This is a genomic window from Cystobacter fuscus DSM 2262, from assembly GCF_000335475.2.
Classification (GTDB): domain Bacteria; phylum Myxococcota; class Myxococcia; order Myxococcales; family Myxococcaceae; genus Cystobacter; species Cystobacter fuscus.
Genome location: NZ_ANAH02000004.1, coordinates 265,132 through 281,675, shown reverse-complemented (window position 1 = coordinate 281,675; position 16,544 = coordinate 265,132). Strand labels below are relative to the sequence as shown.

13 protein-coding genes and 1 pseudogene are annotated in these 16,544 nt (G+C 71.3%); 8 read left to right on the top strand and 6 right to left on the bottom strand.

All coding sequences use genetic code 11. The annotated features are described in order from the left end of the window. Positions 1-3 precede the first annotated feature (3 nt). Positions 4-885 (bottom strand): annotated as a pseudogene (locus D187_RS57475) (hypothetical protein); the annotation flags it as partial. Between the two features lie 367 nt (positions 886-1,252). Between D187_RS57475 and D187_RS05780 the strand changes: the two are divergent. Beyond that, positions 1,253-4,039, top strand: a complete 2,787-nt coding sequence (locus D187_RS05780) for a M16 family metallopeptidase (protein WP_002621372.1) — start codon at positions 1,253-1,255, stop codon at positions 4,037-4,039. Positions 4,040-4,192: 153 nt separating this feature from the next. Further along, positions 4,193-5,335, top strand: coding sequence for an epoxide hydrolase family protein (locus D187_RS05775; RefSeq protein WP_002621371.1), 1,143 nt, complete (start codon positions 4,193-4,195; stop codon positions 5,333-5,335). An 89-nt stretch (positions 5,336-5,424) separates the two neighbouring features. Here the strand turns inward: D187_RS05775 and D187_RS56950 are convergent, their stop codons facing one another. After that, positions 5,425-5,880, bottom strand: a complete 456-nt coding sequence (locus D187_RS56950) for a hypothetical protein (RefSeq protein ID WP_002621370.1) — start codon at positions 5,878-5,880, stop codon at positions 5,425-5,427. A 244-nt stretch (positions 5,881-6,124) separates the two neighbouring features. Then, positions 6,125-6,514 (bottom strand): hypothetical protein, encoded by a 390-nt coding sequence (locus tag D187_RS05765; protein WP_002621368.1) that lies wholly within the window; start codon positions 6,512-6,514, stop codon positions 6,125-6,127. 235 nt (positions 6,515-6,749) lie between these two features. Here D187_RS05765 and mnmG point away from each other — a divergent pair, with 235 nt between their 5' ends. Next, positions 6,750-8,603 carry a tRNA uridine-5-carboxymethylaminomethyl(34) synthesis enzyme MnmG gene (mnmG, locus tag D187_RS05760; RefSeq protein WP_002621367.1) on the top strand — a complete coding sequence of 618 codons (1,854 nt, stop codon included), beginning with the start codon at positions 6,750-6,752 and terminating at the stop codon, positions 8,601-8,603. Positions 8,604-8,701: 98 nt separating this feature from the next. Further along, a complete protein-coding gene (rsmG, locus tag D187_RS05755; protein WP_002621366.1) occupies positions 8,702-9,367 on the top strand; it encodes a 16S rRNA (guanine(527)-N(7))-methyltransferase RsmG in 666 nt (221 codons plus the stop codon). Positions 9,368-9,472: 105 nt separating this feature from the next. Here the strand turns inward: rsmG and D187_RS05750 are convergent, their stop codons facing one another. Further along, on the bottom strand, positions 9,473-9,946 hold the full coding sequence (locus tag D187_RS05750; RefSeq protein WP_002621365.1) for an SMI1/KNR4 family protein: 474 nt from the start codon (positions 9,944-9,946) through the stop codon (positions 9,473-9,475). A 2-nt stretch (positions 9,947-9,948) separates the two neighbouring features. Next, entirely contained in the window at positions 9,949-10,614 is a 666-nt protein-coding gene (locus D187_RS05745; protein ID WP_043428514.1) for a hypothetical protein, read from the bottom strand. Positions 10,615-12,271: 1,657 nt separating this feature from the next. On the opposite strand from D187_RS05745, the gene D187_RS05740 reads away from it, so the two are divergent. The 4 genes from D187_RS05740 to D187_RS05725 all read left to right on the top strand — a co-directional run bounded on the left by D187_RS05740 (position 12,272) and on the right by D187_RS05725 (position 15,251). After that, positions 12,272-13,063 carry a ParA family protein gene (locus D187_RS05740; RefSeq protein ID WP_002621363.1) on the top strand — a complete coding sequence of 264 codons (792 nt, stop codon included), beginning with the start codon at positions 12,272-12,274 and terminating at the stop codon, positions 13,061-13,063. A 227-nt stretch (positions 13,064-13,290) separates the two neighbouring features. Further along, positions 13,291-14,214, top strand: coding sequence for a ParB/RepB/Spo0J family partition protein (locus tag D187_RS05735; protein WP_002621362.1), 924 nt, complete (start codon positions 13,291-13,293; stop codon positions 14,212-14,214). 3 nt (positions 14,215-14,217) lie between these two features. Continuing rightward, a complete protein-coding gene (locus D187_RS05730; RefSeq protein ID WP_002621361.1) occupies positions 14,218-14,682 on the top strand; it encodes a bactofilin family protein in 465 nt (154 codons plus the stop codon). A gap of 2 nt (positions 14,683-14,684) precedes the next feature. Beyond that, a complete protein-coding gene (locus tag D187_RS05725; RefSeq protein ID WP_002621360.1) occupies positions 14,685-15,251 on the top strand; it encodes a hypothetical protein in 567 nt (188 codons plus the stop codon). Between the two features lie 306 nt (positions 15,252-15,557). Here D187_RS05725 and egtD read toward each other — a convergent pair whose 3' ends face one another. Next, on the bottom strand, positions 15,558-16,520 hold the full coding sequence (gene egtD, locus D187_RS05720; protein WP_438356943.1) for an L-histidine N(alpha)-methyltransferase: 963 nt from the start codon (positions 16,518-16,520) through the stop codon (positions 15,558-15,560). Positions 16,521-16,544 lie beyond the last annotated feature (24 nt).

The window sequence follows — 16,544 nt, the reverse complement described above, 5'->3', positions numbered from 1 at the left end:
CTTTCAGAAGGTGAGCATCCGGAAGAACTCGCTCGCCATGCGCCTGCCATGCCGCGCCAGGTTCGACGTCGTTCCGGAGAGAATCTCGTACCGGGCGCCCGTTGCTGGGTCAACCACGTCGACGCCCTTACTCAGGCTGAAGTCGTAGAGGTGCTCGAACTGCGCTTTCACCTTCACTTGCACGAAGCGCCCTCGGGCCTCGCGCTCGAGCAGTCTCGCCAGCCAATACTTGCCCTTGTCCTGGGCCTCCTGGATGGCTCTTCTCTCATTGGGTGTGAGCCTTCCGGGCCCCCATTCCCTCGCCGCCTGGGTGACTGCCTCCTGAAGCTGGTCCCCCACCTTGTCCGTCGTGGGGATGTCCGCGAGCGACTTGCCGCGCGGCAGATGCCAGCGTTGTCCATTGGCGAGTTCCACCTGCTGATTGCCGCCCCGGTGGCGAATGAGGGTGGTGGAGCCACCTCCCCCCGGGCCCGTCCCCCCACCCTGCTTGAGCATCACCACCGCCAGGGGGCCTCGGGCCGACATCGCCACCCCCTCCACCGCCGCCACCGTCTGCGCCAGGGCCTCCTCGCCCGACAGCGCCATGCCGGGCTCCAGCACGGCGTTCCCGCCCTGCGCCTTCCACCGCGCTCCCGCCTGGCCATGGCCCGGCAGTGACTTCACCCGCGCCGCCATCTCTCCCAGCGTGCGCCCACCGAGCGTCGTCACCGCCAGAATCATCGTCCGCGCCGCGTCCTCCCCCAGCACCGTGCCGAAGCCCTCGCCCGCCACGCGCAACTCCTCGAAGGTGGTGGCCTCGCGCGCCGCCATGGCCATGCGGCTGTACCCGTCCATCAGCCCCCACAGGGTCTCCACCCCCAGCCACGCCAGCAGAATCACCGTGAGCCATCGTGAGCCATCGTGAGCCCCGCGGCCTACTCGATGGCCGGCGCGGGGCCGGGCTCCGCCGCGGACACCCCACTCCCTCGCGGCGGGGAGGTGACACACGCGGACTCGAGGAGGAGGACAGGCAGCAGCCAGCCTCCCCACGCGGGGTGCGGCTTCATCCTTCGCGGAGCTGGCGCGGTACGCGGACGGGTGGACCCGGTGCCTTTCATCCCCCGGACTGGAAACGTTCAAGCGGGGTGAGTCAAGCCGGGGCCCCCGTCGCATCCCCCCTCCCCTCCCCTTCTCGGGAACACCCTCGCGCCCCGTCTGGTTGGTAGCCTCCAGACGCCATCCGGCCCACCCCTCGCGCTTCGAGGCTTCCCGCATGTCCCTCCCCTCCCGCCTGCGCCTGCTCGGCCTGGGCTTGTTACTCGTCTCCGCTCCCGCGCTCGCCAAGGCCCCCGCCACCCCGGCCAAGGCCTCCCTCCCCGCTCCCTACACGAGCGTCGAGGGCATCTCCGAGTACCGGCTCGACAATGGCTTGCGCGTCCTGCTCTTCCCGGACCCCACCAAGTCCACCGTCACCCTCAACATCACCTACTTCGTCGGCTCGCGGCACGAGGGCTATGGCGAGACGGGCATGGCCCACCTGCTCGAACACCTCCTGTTCAAGGGCACCCCCACCACCCCCAACGTTCCCCAGGCCCTCACCCAGCGCGGCGCCCACCCCAATGGCACCACCTGGTTGGACCGGACCAACTACTTCGAGACCTTCCCCGCCTCGGACGACAACCTGCGCTGGGCGCTCGCCTTCGAGGCCGACCGCATGGTCAACAGCTTCATCGCCAAGAAGGACCTCGACTCCGAGATGACCGTGGTGCGCAACGAATTGGAGAGCGGCGAGAACGACCCGTCGCGCGTGCTCGGCCAGCGCGTCATGAGCACCGCCTTCCTCTGGCACAACTACGGCAAGTCCACCATCGGCGCCCGCGCCGACCTGGAGCACGTGCCCATCGACAGGCTCCAGGCCTTCTACAAGAAGTACTACCGGCCGGATAACGCCATGCTGGTGCTCGCCGGGCGCTTCGAGCCCGCCCAGGCGCTCGCCGAGGTGAAGAAGACCTTCGGCCGCCTCAAGGCCCCCAAGGAGCCCCTGCCCGTCACCTACACCGAGGAGCCGGTGCAGGACGGCGAGCGCCGCGTCACCCTGCGCCGCGTGGGCGACGTGAGCGCCCTCACCACCGTCTACCACGTGCCCGAGGGCGCCCACCCCGACTTCGCCGCCGTCGACGTGCTCGCCCACGTGCTCGGCATGCCGCCCTCGGGCCGCCTGTACAAGGCGCTCGTGGAGACGAAGAAGGCCGCGAGCGCCAGCGGCTACAGCCTGCAGCTGCACGACCCGGGCGTGCTCACCTTCCGCGCCACCGTGCGCGAGGGCCAGTCGCTCGAGGCCGCGCGCGAGGCGCTGCTGTCCACCGTCGAGGACGCCGCGCGCACGCCCTTCACCGCCGAGGAGGTGGATCGCGCCAGGACGGCCCTGCTCAAGAACGTGGAGCTCACGCTCAACGACTCGGAGGGCGTCGCCATCGAGCTGTCCGAGTGGGCCGCCATCGGCGACTGGCGCCTGTTCTTCCTGCACCGCGACCGCATCGAGGCCGTCACCCCCGCGGACGTCACGCGCGTGGCGGCCTGGTACCTCAAGTCCTCCAACCGCACGCTCGGCGAGTTCCTCCCCACCTCCCGGCCGGACCGCGCCGAGCTGCCCCCGCGCGTGGACGTGGCCGCCCTGCTCCAGGGCTACCAGGGCCGCGCCGCCGTGGCCCAGGGCGAGGTGTTCGACCCGTCGCCGGACAACATCGAGAAGCGCGTGACGCGCTCGCAGGTGGGGGGCCTGAAGCTGGCGCTCCTACCCAAGAAGACGCGCGGGGAGATGGTGACCCTGTCCCTGGCGCTGCGCTGGGGCACGGAGAAGGCGCTCACCGGCCGCGCGGGCGCGGCGGACTACGCCGGCATGCTGCTCATGCGCGGCACCACGAAGCACACCCGCCAGCAGTTGCGCGACGCGCTCGACAAGCTCAAGGCCCGGGTGTCCGTGTCCGGCTCGCTCACCGGCGCCAATGTCGTGGTGGAGGCGCCCCGCGCGAGCCTCCCCGAGGTGATGAAGCTCGCGGCGGAGATGCTGCGCGAGCCGGCCTTCGACGCCCAGGAGTTCGCCCTCGTGCAGCAGGAGCGGCTCGCCTCCCTGGAGAACCAGCGCAGCGAGCCCGCCTACCAGGGCCGCCTCGCCATCTCGCGCGCGCTCTCGCCCTACCCCGCCGGCCACCCCTACTACGTGAACACCTACGAGGAGTCGCTCGCCGCGCTCCAGGGCACCACGCTCGAGCAGGTGCGCGCCTTCTACCGCGACTTCTACGGCGCCTCGAAGGGCGAGCTCGCCGCGGTGGGGGACTTCGACGCCGACGCGCTCGCGGCGCAGGTGGCGCGGCTGTTCGGCGACTGGAAGAGCCCCGCCCCCTACGAGCGCGTGCCGGCGCGGCCCCACAAGACGGACGTGCAGGCGCTCGTGGTGGAGACGCCCGACAAGGCCAACGCCCTCTTCTTCACGGGCGAGGGGCTCGCGCTGCGCGATGACTCGCCGGACTACCCCGCGCTGGTGCTCGGCAACTTCCTGCTCGGCGGCGGCTTCCTCAACTCGCGCCTGGCCACGCGCGTGCGCCAGAAGGACGGCCTGTCCTACTCGGTGAGCAGCTCGCTCACCGCGGGCGCGTTGGACCCCGTGGGCCTGTTCTCCACGTTCGCCATCTACGCGCCGCAGAACGCCGAGCGGCTGGAGACGGCCATGCGCGAGGAGGTGGAGAAGGTGCTGCAGAAGGGCTTCAGCGCGCAGGAGCTGGAGCAGGCGCGCGCGGGGCTGCTGGAGTACCGGCGCACGGGCCGCGCGGACGATTCGCGCCTGACGCACACGCTCGTCTCGTACCTCTTCCTCGACCGCACGCTCGCCTATGACGCCGCGTTCGAGAAGCGCATGAGCACGCTCAAGCCCGAGGACGTGCGCGCGGCGATGGCGCGGGTGCTCGACTGGAAGCAGGTGACGGTGGTGAAGGCGGGCGACTTCGCGGGCGCGAAGGCGAAGGCCGCCCCGTCACCCGTCACCGCTCCGGCCGCGCCGTGAAGCGCCGGGCCCTGGGGTGTTGGCGCGCTCCAGGGCCCACGCGGGGCGGGGACGTCCGAGTCCCTCCGCCCCCGGGACGCGCGGTGAGATAGCGGACGCGCGCGCGAAGGTCTTCGTGGGGGAAGGGCGACGCGTTGGCTAGCCTCACGCGCCATGACTGCTCGTCCCCACCGCATCCACGTGCCCGACGCCGTCCTCTCCGATCTCCACCGCCGTCTGGACGCCACGCGCTGGCCCGAGCCCCTGCCCGGGGGCGCCTGGGAGCGTGGCGCCGACGTCTCCTACGTGCGCGAGCTGTGTGAGTACTGGCGCCACCGCTATGACTGGCGCGCGCACGAGGCCGCCCTCAATGCCTTTCCCCAATTCCTGTGCGAGGTGGAGGGGGTGGACCTCCACTTCCTGCATGTCCGGGGCAAGGGGCCCTCGGCCCTGCCGCTGGTGCTGCTGCATGGCTGGCCGGGTTCCATTCACGAGTTCCTCCACCTCATCGGCCCGCTGACGGACCCGGGCGCGCATGGCGGCGACCCCCAGGATGCCTTCGACGTCATCATCCCCTCGATGCCGGGGTATGGCTTCAGCGGCAAGCCGCGCGAGCCGGGGTGGTCGGCCGCGCGCATCGCCGCGGCGGTGGACCGGCTCCTGGTCGAGCACCTCGGCTACCCGCGCTACGCGGCGCAGGGCGGGGACTGGGGCGCCGTCGTCGGCACGTTGCTCGGGATGAACCATGCGCCGCATGTGCTCGGCCTGCACCTCAACATGGTGCTGGCGGGCCCACCGCCGGGGGAGGAGGGGAGCGCGGAGTCCGTGCGCGCGCTGAAGGAGCTCGCCGCGTGGCAGGCGGCCGAGGCCGGCTACAGCCACGTGCAGGGCACCAAACCCATGTCGCTGGGCATCGCGCAGAGTGACTCGCCCGCGGGGCTCGCCGCGTGGATCGTCGAGAAGTTCCGCACCTGGAGCGACTGCGGCGGGGACGTGGAGCGCGTCTTCTCCAAGGACTGGCTGCTGACCAACCTGATGTTCTACTGGGCGCCCAACAGCATCGCGAGCGCGGCCAACCTCTACGCCGAGCTGGGGGAGCTGGGGCCTGGGTTGCTCACCACCCCGGTGAAGGTGCCCACGGGCGTGGCGGCCTTTCCCCGAGAGGTGGCCGTGGGGCGGGCGCCGCGCTCCTGGGTGGAGCGGCGCTACGCCTTGAGGCGCTACACGGAGATGCCTCGGGGAGGCCACTTCGCCGCGGTGGAACAGCCGGAGCTCTTCCTCGAGGACGTGCGCGCCTTCTTCCGCGCGCTGCGCTGAGGGCCGCGGGGCTCCTCCCTCCGCTCTGCGTGGAGCGGGGGGAGGCGCCGGATCCACCCGGGCCCGGAGACGTCGGGCTCCGGGGGAGGCTACTGACGGGTGAACGTGGTGGAGAGGCTCTGGAAGGTGCAGTCGGCGGTCTGGCCCTGCGCCTCGACCATGGCGGTGATCTTGCCGTTGGCCACGGGCCCCAGGATGTCAATTTGCGTGTCGCCGTCGTCGCTGACGGCGCTGAGGGTCGCGCCCGAGGTGGGGTTGAAGTTGCCGGTCACGTCGCCGGTGCTGAAGCAGGCGGGCTTGTTGGTGCTGGCCGTGCCCGTGACGAAGGTCACGCCGTTCAGTTCGGTGGCCTCCTTGATCACCAGGCTCACCGACCAGCCGGAGACCTCGCCCTTCCACGTGCCGACGTAGGCGTTGGTGCCGCCACCACCACCGCCGCCGCCACCACCGCCGCCGCCGCCGCCGCCGCCGCCGCCGCCGCCGTCACCACCGCATGCGTTGCAGCCGGCGACAACGAGGGCGACACACAGAATCCAGTTCTTCATGATGAGTCCTCTCCAGTGAGAAGCAGGTTACGCGCCCGGCCGCGAGGTCCTGCACCCAGGCCCGCGGCCAAGGTGTTCCGGTGGGATAGCCGATGGAACCTGGGTCCGTGGAGAAAAATCTCCACTGAACAGTTGGCGAGACCCGGGGGACGGATGGGGAGTGCGGAGGGGGCCGCTGGAGGGGCGTCGAGGCGGCTCCCGGCACGAGGGGTCGGGAGGCCAGGAGCCGCTCTCGGGACTCGGGTTACTGGCGCGTGAGCGTGATGGCGGTGCGGTCCGTGTCGCACTCCGAGGCGGTGCTGGTCGCCTCGAGGTAGCCGACGAGCGTGTTGCCGGACAGCTCCCCGGAGATGTCCACGACGGTCGTAGTGGAGGCGGAGCCCGAGGAGGAGGACAGGATTTGAGCGGTCTTGCCGTTGACGAGCGTGGCCGCCGCGGTGCCGTTGGTGAAGCAGGCCGGCTTGTTGCTGCTCACGGTGCCCATGAAGTAGCTCGTCCCGCTCTGCTCGGTGGACTCGTCGAGCACCACGGTCACGGACCAGCCGGCGGCCTCGCCCTTCCACGTGCCGCCGAGGCCGCTGCCGCCGCAGCCGGTGAGCGCGAGGGCCAGACACACAATCCACTTGTTGTTCATGGGGTTCATCTCCAGGAGGAGCGGTCGCGCGAGAGCGCGCCGCGAGGTGCGGCCCCCGGACTTCCGGTCCGGAGGCCCGGGCGGGATAGCCGATGGCACCTGGAGAGGTGGAGGAAAATCCTCCGGGGCGCGTGGGACCTGGCGCCGGGGGGCGCGGGAGCAGAGGGCGGGCCGGCGGGGAAGGGGAGGGGAGGGGGCCTCTTGCCTTCGGAGGGCGGGCGCGTGAGATAGCGGCATGAAGCAGGCATACGACGTCATCGTGGTGGGGCTGGGGCACGCGGGCAGCGAGGCGGCGCTCGCGTGCGCGCGCATGGGCCTGTCCACGCTCGCCCTCACGCTCAAGCGCGAGCGCGCCGCGGTGATGAGCTGCAACCCGGCGGTGGGCGGTACGGCCAAGGGCCACCTGGTGCGCGAGCTGGACGCGCTCGGCGGGGAGATGGGCCGGGTGGCGGACCTCACCGGCACGCACTTCAAGACGCTCAACGCCTCCAAGGGCCCGGCGGTGCAGGCCACGCGCGTGCTGTGCGACCGGGACGCCTATGCCCGCGCCATGCAGGCGGTGCTCTTCAACCAGCCGGGCCTCACGGTGCACGAGGCCGAGGTGTCCCAGGTGGTGGCCGAGGGCGGACGCGTGGCGGGGGTGGTGCTCGGGGACGGCACGCAGGTGGCGGCGCGCGCGGTGCTGCTCACCACCGGCACCTTCCTCCAGGCGCTCATGCACGTGGGCGAGAAGAAGGAGGTGGGCGGACGGCTCGGGGACGAGGCGGCGCGCGGCCTGTCCGACTCGCTGCGCGCCCTGGGCTTCACGCTCGGCCGCTTCAAGACGGGCACCCCGGCGCGGCTCGTGCGCGACAGCATCGACTGGGCCGCGCTCGCGCCCCAGCCCGGTGACTTCCCCCCGCGCCCGCTGTCGCTGCGCACGAAGTGGGCGCGGGAGCTGGGAGGGGAGGGCGGGGTGTTTCCGTGCCAGCCCGCCGTCACGTGCGCGCTCACGTACACCACGCCCGAGACGCACAAGATTCTGCGCGACAACCTGCACCGCTCGCCCTTGTACCAGGGGGAGATCGTCGGCCGGGGGCCGCGCTACTGCCCGTCCCTGGAGGACAAGGTGGTGCGCTTCTCCGCGCGCGAGCGGCACCTGGTGTTCCTCGAGCCCGAGGGGCCCACCTCGCCGCTGGTGTACCCGGCGGGCCTGTCCACGAGCCTGCCCGCGGACGTGCAGCTCGACTTCCTGCGCACGCTGCCGGGGCTGGGGGAGGTGGAGGTGGCGCGCTACGGCTACGCGGTGGAGTACGACTACGCGCCGCCCACGCAGCTGCACGGGACGCTGGAGACCCGGCGCGTGGAGGGCCTGTACTTCGCGGGGCAGCTCAACGGTACGAGCGGCTATGAGGAGGCGGCCTTCCAGGGGTTGTACGCGGGGATTCAAGCGGGGCTGAAGGTGAAGGGCGAGCCGGCGCTCACGCTGGGGCGGCACGAGGCGCACGGGGCGGTGCTGGTGGACGAGCTGGTGACGCGCGGGGTGGACGAGCCCTTCCGCATGTTCACGAGCCGCTCGGAGCACCGGCTGCGGCTGCGCGAGGGGAACGCGGACCTGAGGCTCGTGCGGTACGGGGCGCGGGTGGGGCTGGTGGGGCGCGAGCTGGCCGAGCGGGTGGAGGCGCGCGAGCGCGCGGTGCGGGGGGAGGTGGAGCGGCTCAAGCGCACGGGGCTGGCGGCGCGGCTCAAGCGGCCGGAGGTGACGTACGAGGCGCTGGCGGCACAAGCGGGGGAGGAGTGGCCGGCGCTCGCGGCGGACGTGGTGGAGGAGGTGGAGGTGGAGGTGAAGTACGAGGGCTACATCGTGATGGCGGAGCGGGCGGCGGCGCGGGAGGCGGAGGCGTGGGATGGGTGGAGGATTCCGGCGGACTTCGCGTATGGGGGAGTGCGGGGCCTGTCGGCCGAGGCGGTGGAGAAGCTGGAGAAGCACCGGCCGGGCACGGTGGGGCAGGCGAGGCGGGTGCCGGGGCTGACGTCGGCGGCGATTTCCCTGTTGCTGGTGGCGCTCAAGCGCGAGGGGTTGGGCCAGGGCGCCCGAGCGGGCGCCTGATCGCACAGGGGGGTGTGGACAACGTGTGGGGAACTCCGAGGAGGGCCCCGAGTGCAATCATTTCGAGGGGTTGAGACCCCGGAGAGGGAGGGTGGGCTGTGGACAATTCTCGCTTCGCCGATCAGCTGCGGCGCGGATGTGAGGCGTTGGGCGTGAGCGTGGGGGAGGACGTGCCCGAGCGGCTGTACCGGCTGATGGGCGAGCTGCTCAAGTGGAACGCGAAGGTGAACCTGACGGCGATCACCGCGCCGGAGGAGGTGCTGGAGAAGCACTTCCTGGACTCGCTGGCGGTGCTGCCGGAGGTGGAGGGGGCCACGAGCGTGCTGGACGTGGGGGCGGGGGCGGGCTTCCCGGGACTGCCGTTGAAGATGGCGCGCTCGGGGCTGGCGGTGACGATGGTGGACGCGGTGGGCAAGAAGGTGGGCTACCTCAAGGCGGTGGTGACGGTGCCGGGGTTGGGGCTCGCGGGGACGAAGGCGGTGCACACGCGCGCGGAGGGCCGGCCCGAGGCGGAAGGACTGCCGCGAGCGGACCGGGTGCTGGCGCGGGCCTTCATGGATCTGCCGGACTGGTTGGACCTGGCGCCGGCGTACCTGGCGCCGGGGGGGCACGTGGTGGCGATGTTGGGCAAGGCGCTCGGGGAGGAGGCGCTGAGGCAGGAGGCGGGGAAGCGGGGCTTGGAGCTGGTGTCGGCGCGGGCCTACCGGTTGCCGTTCTCGCAAGCGGAGCGGCAGGTGGCGGCGTTCAAGAAGCGGGCGGAGTAGGGGAGGGCGCGCGGAGGGGCGCGAGGCCTGAGACAGACAGACGGAAGTGACGGCGAGGGCCGGGGTCCGAGGGTGGGGCTTCCGGCCCTCGTCATGTCCGGGGAGTCACTCGCCCAGCCAGTAGAGGTTGCGCCGGGTGCGCAGGACCTGCTCGAGGAACTCCGAGAAGGAGCGGGCGACCTGGGAGCAGTACTTCGGATCGGGCCAGGCCTCGTGGTAGCCGTCGATGAGGGGGTAGCGCCCGTCCTCCTGACGGGCCACGTCCACCAGCACGTAGTTGCCGTCCTGCACATCGCACAGGGCGTACACCGAGGGGGGGCCCCACTGATCGTCATCCTCGCCGTAGATGGCCACCCGGGCCCGGACGATGTCCGCGAGGGGGAGGATCTGGTAGGGCGAGTCGGGGAGCCGTTCGATCAATTCGGCGCCATCGCAGTGCAGATAGAAGGCGCGCAGGTCCGGATCCAGCTTCCAGCCCATTCGATGCTCGAACGCCGCGATCGCCTCGGGCGTGGCGGGAGGGTACGGAAAGTGATCGCGGGAGATCTCCGCCAGCAGACGGCTCATGGGCGTGGTCATCGTCAATGGTCGGTGTAGGGCACATCGGGCCCGGTTGTATTCCAGGGCGGCTGCCCCGCGTAGCAGGCGGGATACACCCGGTTGTAGAGGTCGTGCACGTCCGGCTGGGCGGGAAAGACGTTGTTGGGATCGACCGGGTCTCCGCTGTGCCAGAGATCCCGGATGTGGTGTCCCGGCCAGGCCTTGTTGCCACTGCTGGGCCAGACTCCGAACTTCTCGCTCCAGCTCTGACGAAAGGACTTCCGGATCCGCTCCCACTCCCTGCGGCGGCTCGTGGTCTCCTCGGGCAACAACGCGGGGTAGTCGCAGCAGCAGTGATAGATGCCGTAGCGGCTCCCGCCCTCGACGGGAATGGGCAGGAGGATGAGTTGGCCCTCCCAATCGAACTTGAGATCGGCCAGCCACATGCAGCCCTTGAGTGGATGGCCCTCCCGAGCGCACTGCCGCTGGCAGTCGTTCATGAACTCCCGACGGCACTGCCAGGGTCCGTAGAAGAGGGTCGTCCTCATCCGCCCGCCCGGCACGTTCAACCAGGGCAACTCCTTCTTCACGGCGGGCCTGGCCCCTGGTGCTGGGGTGCGCTTGGGTTCGAATGAACTGCTCGCGCCGTTGGTGGAGCCGCACCCGGCGAGGAGCGGCAGGGACACCACCGTCCAACCTGGTCTCATGAGGAACTCCCGGGGCGAGGGCCCCCGATGGATGGGCAGCCGGGCCGCACGACTATGGATGGGTCTGACGATCGCCGGCGCCACGAGAGACTCGTGAAGCTCGCGTGACCACGGGGGCGGAGATGGGTGCCCCGACACGGCGCCGTGGGCCGCGCCGGAACTCCGCCGCGATGCGTGTGCCTCGTCGGCTTCTCGAGGTCCTCTCAGTGGCGCGGAACCCACTCCTGGGCGGAGGACCTGTTCCACGTGGAACGGGCATCGGCGCGGACGCGGACCGTGGCCGGACCGCGTGTCTGGTGGCGCTCGCCGCCGGACAAGGGACGCACCTGGGGAACACGAAGGAGCCCCCTGGCTCGGCCCCGAGCCCCCTGACGTTCCACGTGGAACGCCCGGTCCGTTCGTCTTCCCGAACGGGTGGAGGCGCCGTGCCGCCACCGCCTTCGCGCCCGAGCCCGGACCCCCACGTGTGGACCCGCTCCCCTGTTCCACGTGGAACGCTCCCGCGCCCCCGAACCGCGGACCGGATGCACCGAAGAGAACCCCGCTCCCGCCTGGACCCCGGCGGAAGCCTCCCTCCTCCCCGAACCCCCGTCCCGCCACCGGGGAACTCGCCGGACCCGGCACACCTCCCGGGCGTGTTCCACGTGGAACCTCCCCACCCTCCCTCCGGCGGCGGAACCGGGGACCGCACGAGCAGAGGAGGGGCGCGGAAGAAAGGAGGAGTCCAGGCACGGGCCCCGTGTTCCACGTGGAACGTCACCCCACCGTCCTTCGCGCCACGGAAGCGGGGACCGGACGCGAAGGGGGCGGAGCGGAAAGAGGGAGGAGTCCAGGCACGGGCCCGTGTTCCACGTGGAACGTCCTCCACCTTCCCGGCGATGGAGCCACGGACTGGAAGGGGAGGGGTTCAGGGGGCAGGAAGAGCGTTGATGCTCGGGCCCCCTGTTCCACGTGGAACGTCCGGAGCGTGCTTTCCGCGGGGTCTGGAGGCTCGGGCGGAAAGGGGAGGGGCTCGAGAAGGGACAGCCGGGAGCGCTTCCGGACCGGGGCTCGCGTTCCACGTGGAACGTCCCGTGAGGTGCTTCTTCCGTGTTCCACGTGGAACCTCCGCCCCGTCCTTCCGGTAGGCGCTCCCGGGTCCATCCGCTTCATCCAGTTGCCCCGCGAGCAAGTCCGGCACGGTGTTCCACGTGGAACGTCCGGACCCCTCTTCCCGAGGTCGCCGGGACCGGTGGGGCGAGGACGCGCCGCCCGCCGTGTTCCACGTGGAACCTCTCGCGGCCCGGTTCGCGGCGCCTCCCCGGTCCCGCCGCCCCTTCCACGTTCCCGTTCCGGTCCGGGCACGGCGTTCCCCGGAGCCCGGCCGGTGGGGCGGTCCACCGGGCCGCTCGGGTCCACGGGGAAGGGAACCCATCGCCCGCCGTGTTCCACGTGGAACGGGCATCCGGGAAGGCGCCCCGGTGTTCCACGTGAAACCTCCCCCCGGGTCTGGCTCGGGGCCTCCGGGGCGGCCCCTCTCCCCGTCCTCCAGGGTCCGAACCGGGCCCGGAAGCATGTCAGGCGGGCGGGTTAGAGGTTGATCTGGCCGTGGACTGGATCAGCTCCCGGTTTGATGGATCAATGGCGTCGCTACAGGCTTCCCCCAAGGACGGGCCACGTGGGTCGAATCATCTGCATCTCCAACCAGAAGGGCGGCGTCGGCAAGACGACCACCGCCATCAATCTCGCCGCCAGCCTCGCCTCGGCCGAGCGCAAGACGCTCCTGGTCGACATGGATCCCCAGGGCAACGCCGGCAGCGGACTCGGACTCAAGCGCGAGCAGCTCCAGGGCACCGTCTATGACGCCCTGCTCGGCGGCCGCCCCATGAGCGAGCTGCTCCACTCCACCGAGCTGCGCTACCTCCAGGTGGTCCCCGCCACCCCGGACCTCACCGGCGCCGAGGTCGAGCTCGTGGGCCAGGAGCGGCGCGAGTTCCGCCTGCGCGACGCGCTTCGCCCGCTCGCCGACCAGTACGACTACATCCTCATCGACTGCCCGCCGTCGCTCGGCCTGCTCACGCTCAACTCGCTCATCGCCGCCGACTCGGTCCTCATCCCCCTGCAGTGCGAGTACTACGCGCTCGAGGGCCTGTCCCAGCTCAACCACACCATCGATCTGGTGCGTCAGGCCTTCAACCCGGGCCTGAAGATGGAGGGCATCCTCCTCACCATGTTCGACTCGCGCGCCAACATCGCCAACCAGGTGGTGGACGACGTGCGCGGCTTCTTCAAGGAGCAGGTCTTCTCCTCCGTGGTGCCGCGCAACGTGCGCCTCGCCGAGTGCCCCTCCTTCGGCAAGCCCATCATCCTCTATGACATCAAGTCCAAGGGCTGCGAGAGCTACCTCGCGCTCGGCCGGGAGATCATGCAGCGCGAGCCCGCGCCCCCCGCCGCCCAGCCCCGGGCCTGAGTGTCCCCGGCCCCCACCCCGCGTCCCCGAGCCATGTCGGGCGGCGCGGGGGGAAGCGGGCCCGTGAAGTGGTGAATCGGTTCGCCGTGCGAGCGCCCCTTGGGGCCCGCCGGTCGCGGACCGCCCGCGGGGTCGTCCAGGTCCCCCGCGGTGGCACTCCAAGGACCTGGCCGTCCGGGCCCTCCCGGACTGGCAATGGCCGGGCCGTCCCGGTGGGAGTTCACGCAGTGCTGAATGGTGACAAGCAGAAGCGGGCGCTGGGCCGCGGCCTCTCCGCCCTCATCCCCCAGGCGGCTCCGCCCGTGCCCGCGGGCGCGAGCGTGGTGGCCGCTCCCCCCGAGCCTCCGCCCCCGCCGAAGAATGGCCTCATCAAGCTGCCCATCGAGGCCATCCAGCGCGACACGCTCCAGCCACGCCGCCACTTCGACGAGGAGAAGCTGCGCGAGCTCACCGAGTCCATCAAGGCCCAGGGCGTGTTGCAGCCGGTGCTCGTGCGCAAGGACGGCGCGGGCGGCTACAAGCTCATCGCCGGCGAGCGCCGCTGGCGCGCCTCCCAGGCCGCGGGGCTGCACGAAATCCCCGCCATCGTGCGCGAGGTCTCCGAGGTGGAGGCCTTCGAGCTCGCGCTCGTGGAGAACCTCCAGCGCTCGGACCTCAACCCCATGGAAGAGGCCGAGGGCTACCACCGGCTCGTCGAGGAGTTCGGCCTCACGCAGGACCAGGTGGCCCAGCGCGTGGGCAAGGAGCGGCCCACCGTGGCCAATGCCTTGCGCCTGCTCGGTCTGCCCGAGGACGTGAAGAGCCTGGTGGCCGCGGGGCAGCTCAGCGCGGGCCATGCCCGGGCGCTGCTCGGCGTGCCGCGCCTGCCGGAGATGAAGGAGCTCGCCGCGCAGGTGGCCGCCAAGAAGCTCAGCGTGCGCGACACCGAGAAGCTCGTGCAGCAGGCCAAGGGCAACAAGGCCAAGGAGTCCGCTCCCGCCGCGCCCAAGAAGCAGAGCCCCCAGGTGAAGAGCCTCGTGGAGGAGATGCAGCGGCGGCTCGGCACCAAGGTGCGCCTGGTCGAAAAAGGCAGCGGAAAAGGCACCCTGGAAGTCGATTACTTCTCATACGATGACTTGGATCGCATCCTGAAGGTCCTGAGGAAGGAGTAGCGCGTGGCGCTCCTCGGCAAGAAGGAAGAGAAGATCAACGTTCCGCTCCTCGGGGGCGGTAGCAGCAAGGAGGATTTCGTGGCGACGCGTCCGGGTGAGGTTCACACGCTGCTGGGCAAGGGCAGCGAGTTCGAGGGAAAGCTCACCTTCGAGGGGCAGGTCCGCATCGACGGTAAGTTCAATGGGCAGATCATCACCAAGGACGTGCTGGTGGTGGGGGAGGGCGCCCGGGTCCAGGCGGAGATCACCGCCGGCACCGTCATCATCAATGGCACCGTGGAAGGCAACGTGCGCGCCACGCAGCTCATCGAGCTGCATGCGCCCGCGCGCGTGAAGGGCAACATCGAGTCGCCCGCGCTCACCATGGAGCGGGGCGTCATCTTCGAGGGCTCCAGCAAGATGGAGAACATTGGCGCCAAGGGCGCCACGCCCCCGCCTCCGCCCGGCACGGGTGAGGGCCGGAAGTAGAGGTGCGCCTGTCCGTGCGCCCGCGCCTGGGTGCCGCCCTGCTGGCGCTCGCCGTCGGGGGCACGGGGTGCGAGGGCTGTCGGGCGCGTCGAGCGGAGGTGCCGGTGGACGCCGCGGATGCGTCCGCCGAGGCTCCCCGCTCCGCCTCGCGACGGGTGGGGGTGAAGGTGCCCCTGCCCACCGGGTGGAGCGCCCAGCCCGAAGAGGATGGCAGCCTGCGCTTCGGTCCCCCCCACCATCCCGTGCTGCGCGTGGACCTGCGCACCGGCGAGGGTGACGCGCTGCCCTCGGGTGAGGCGCTCACCGCGCTGCTCGGCCGTGCCTTCGAGGGCTTCGTGCGCTCGGACGAGCAGCTCGAGGCGGGCGAGGACTTCGTGCTCGTGCGGGTGAAGCTCGCGCCGAGGCTCGCGGACGGAGGCGTGGGCGAGCCCCACCCGGCCTTCTTCGGCGCGCGGCGCGTGGAGCGCGACCTGTTCCTGTGCGCCAGCCTGCCCGGCGTCTCCGAGGACGAGGTGCGCGAGGCGGCCTCCTCCTGCCAGGCCATCCACCTGCAACCCCCGCCGCGCTAGTCCCGCAAAGACATCGGGCGCCACTCCCGGGAGCGATCTCATGCTCCCCGGGCGGCGCCCAATGAATCCCCACGCACCTCGATGCCGACCCTTCCCCCCCGGAGGGTGGGCTCCTGGTGCTCCGGTCTGGGGCCCGCCGCCACGCGACGCCAAAGGCTGGACCGTTCGTGCCAAGGTATGACGCATTCGGAGGTAGGCGTGGGTCCTCCCCCCCCGTGACGCGCGGTGCGGATGTTCTTCGCCGGACGGTCCCACCCGCCCCGGAGCCGCCGAGTGTTGGCCGGTGCGCGCTTGGACGCCGGGTGCTCAGCGTTTGAGTGCCAGCGACAAGGCGAAGTCTCCCGCCGCGTCCGTCCAGCACTCCACGCGCTCGAGGCCCGCCGCCGCCAGCTCCTCTTCCACCCGCGCGGGGTGGAACTTGCAGCTCACCTCGGTGCGCAGCACCTCGCCCTCGGCGAAGTTCACGAAGCGCTCGAGCGCCGGCAGCCGCACCGCCTGGGCCCGCGTGGAGACGAGCCTCATCTCCACCCACTGGTTCTCCTCGTCGAAGGGCGCCAGGTGCTCGAAGGCGTCCGGGTCGAAGTCCGCCTGGAGCTCGTGGTTGAGCACCCGCAGGACGTTGCGGTTGAAGGCCGCCGTCACCCCCGCCCGATCGTTGTACGCCGCGAACAGCCGCGAGCGGCTCTTGAGCAAGTCCGTCCCCACCAGCAGGCCATCCCCCGGCTCCAGCCCCTCGGAGAGCCGGGCGTAGAAGCGCGCGCGCTCGGCGGGCTTCAGGTTGCCGATGGTGCCGCCGAGGAAGGCCACCAGCGTGCGGCCCTCGCGCGGCCAGCGCCCGAGGTGCCGCTCGAAGTCCCCCACCACCGCGTGCACGTGCAGCCCGGGGTAGTCGCGCGCCACCGCCTCGGCCGACTGGCGCAGGAAGGACTCGCTCACGTCGAAGGGGATGAAGCGCTCGAGGCGGCCCTCTTCCCGCAGCGCGTCGAGCAGGAGCCGCGTCTTCTCGCTGCTGCCACTGCCCAGCTCCACGAGCGTGTGGGCCGCGCACCCGCGCGCGATGTCCCGCGCGTGCTCCCGGAGGATTTCGCGCTCGCGGCGCGTGGGGTAGTACTCGGGCAGGCGGGTGATGTCGTCGAAGAGCTGGCTGCCGCGCTCGTCGTAGAGCCACTTGGGGGACAGCTCCTTGGGGCGCCCCTCCACGCACAGCCCCTCGAGCACCTCCGAGCGCAGCGTGCGCCGCGCGTCTCCCGGCCGCAGGTGCACCTGCATCGTCACCGCGGGCCGCTCCCCCCG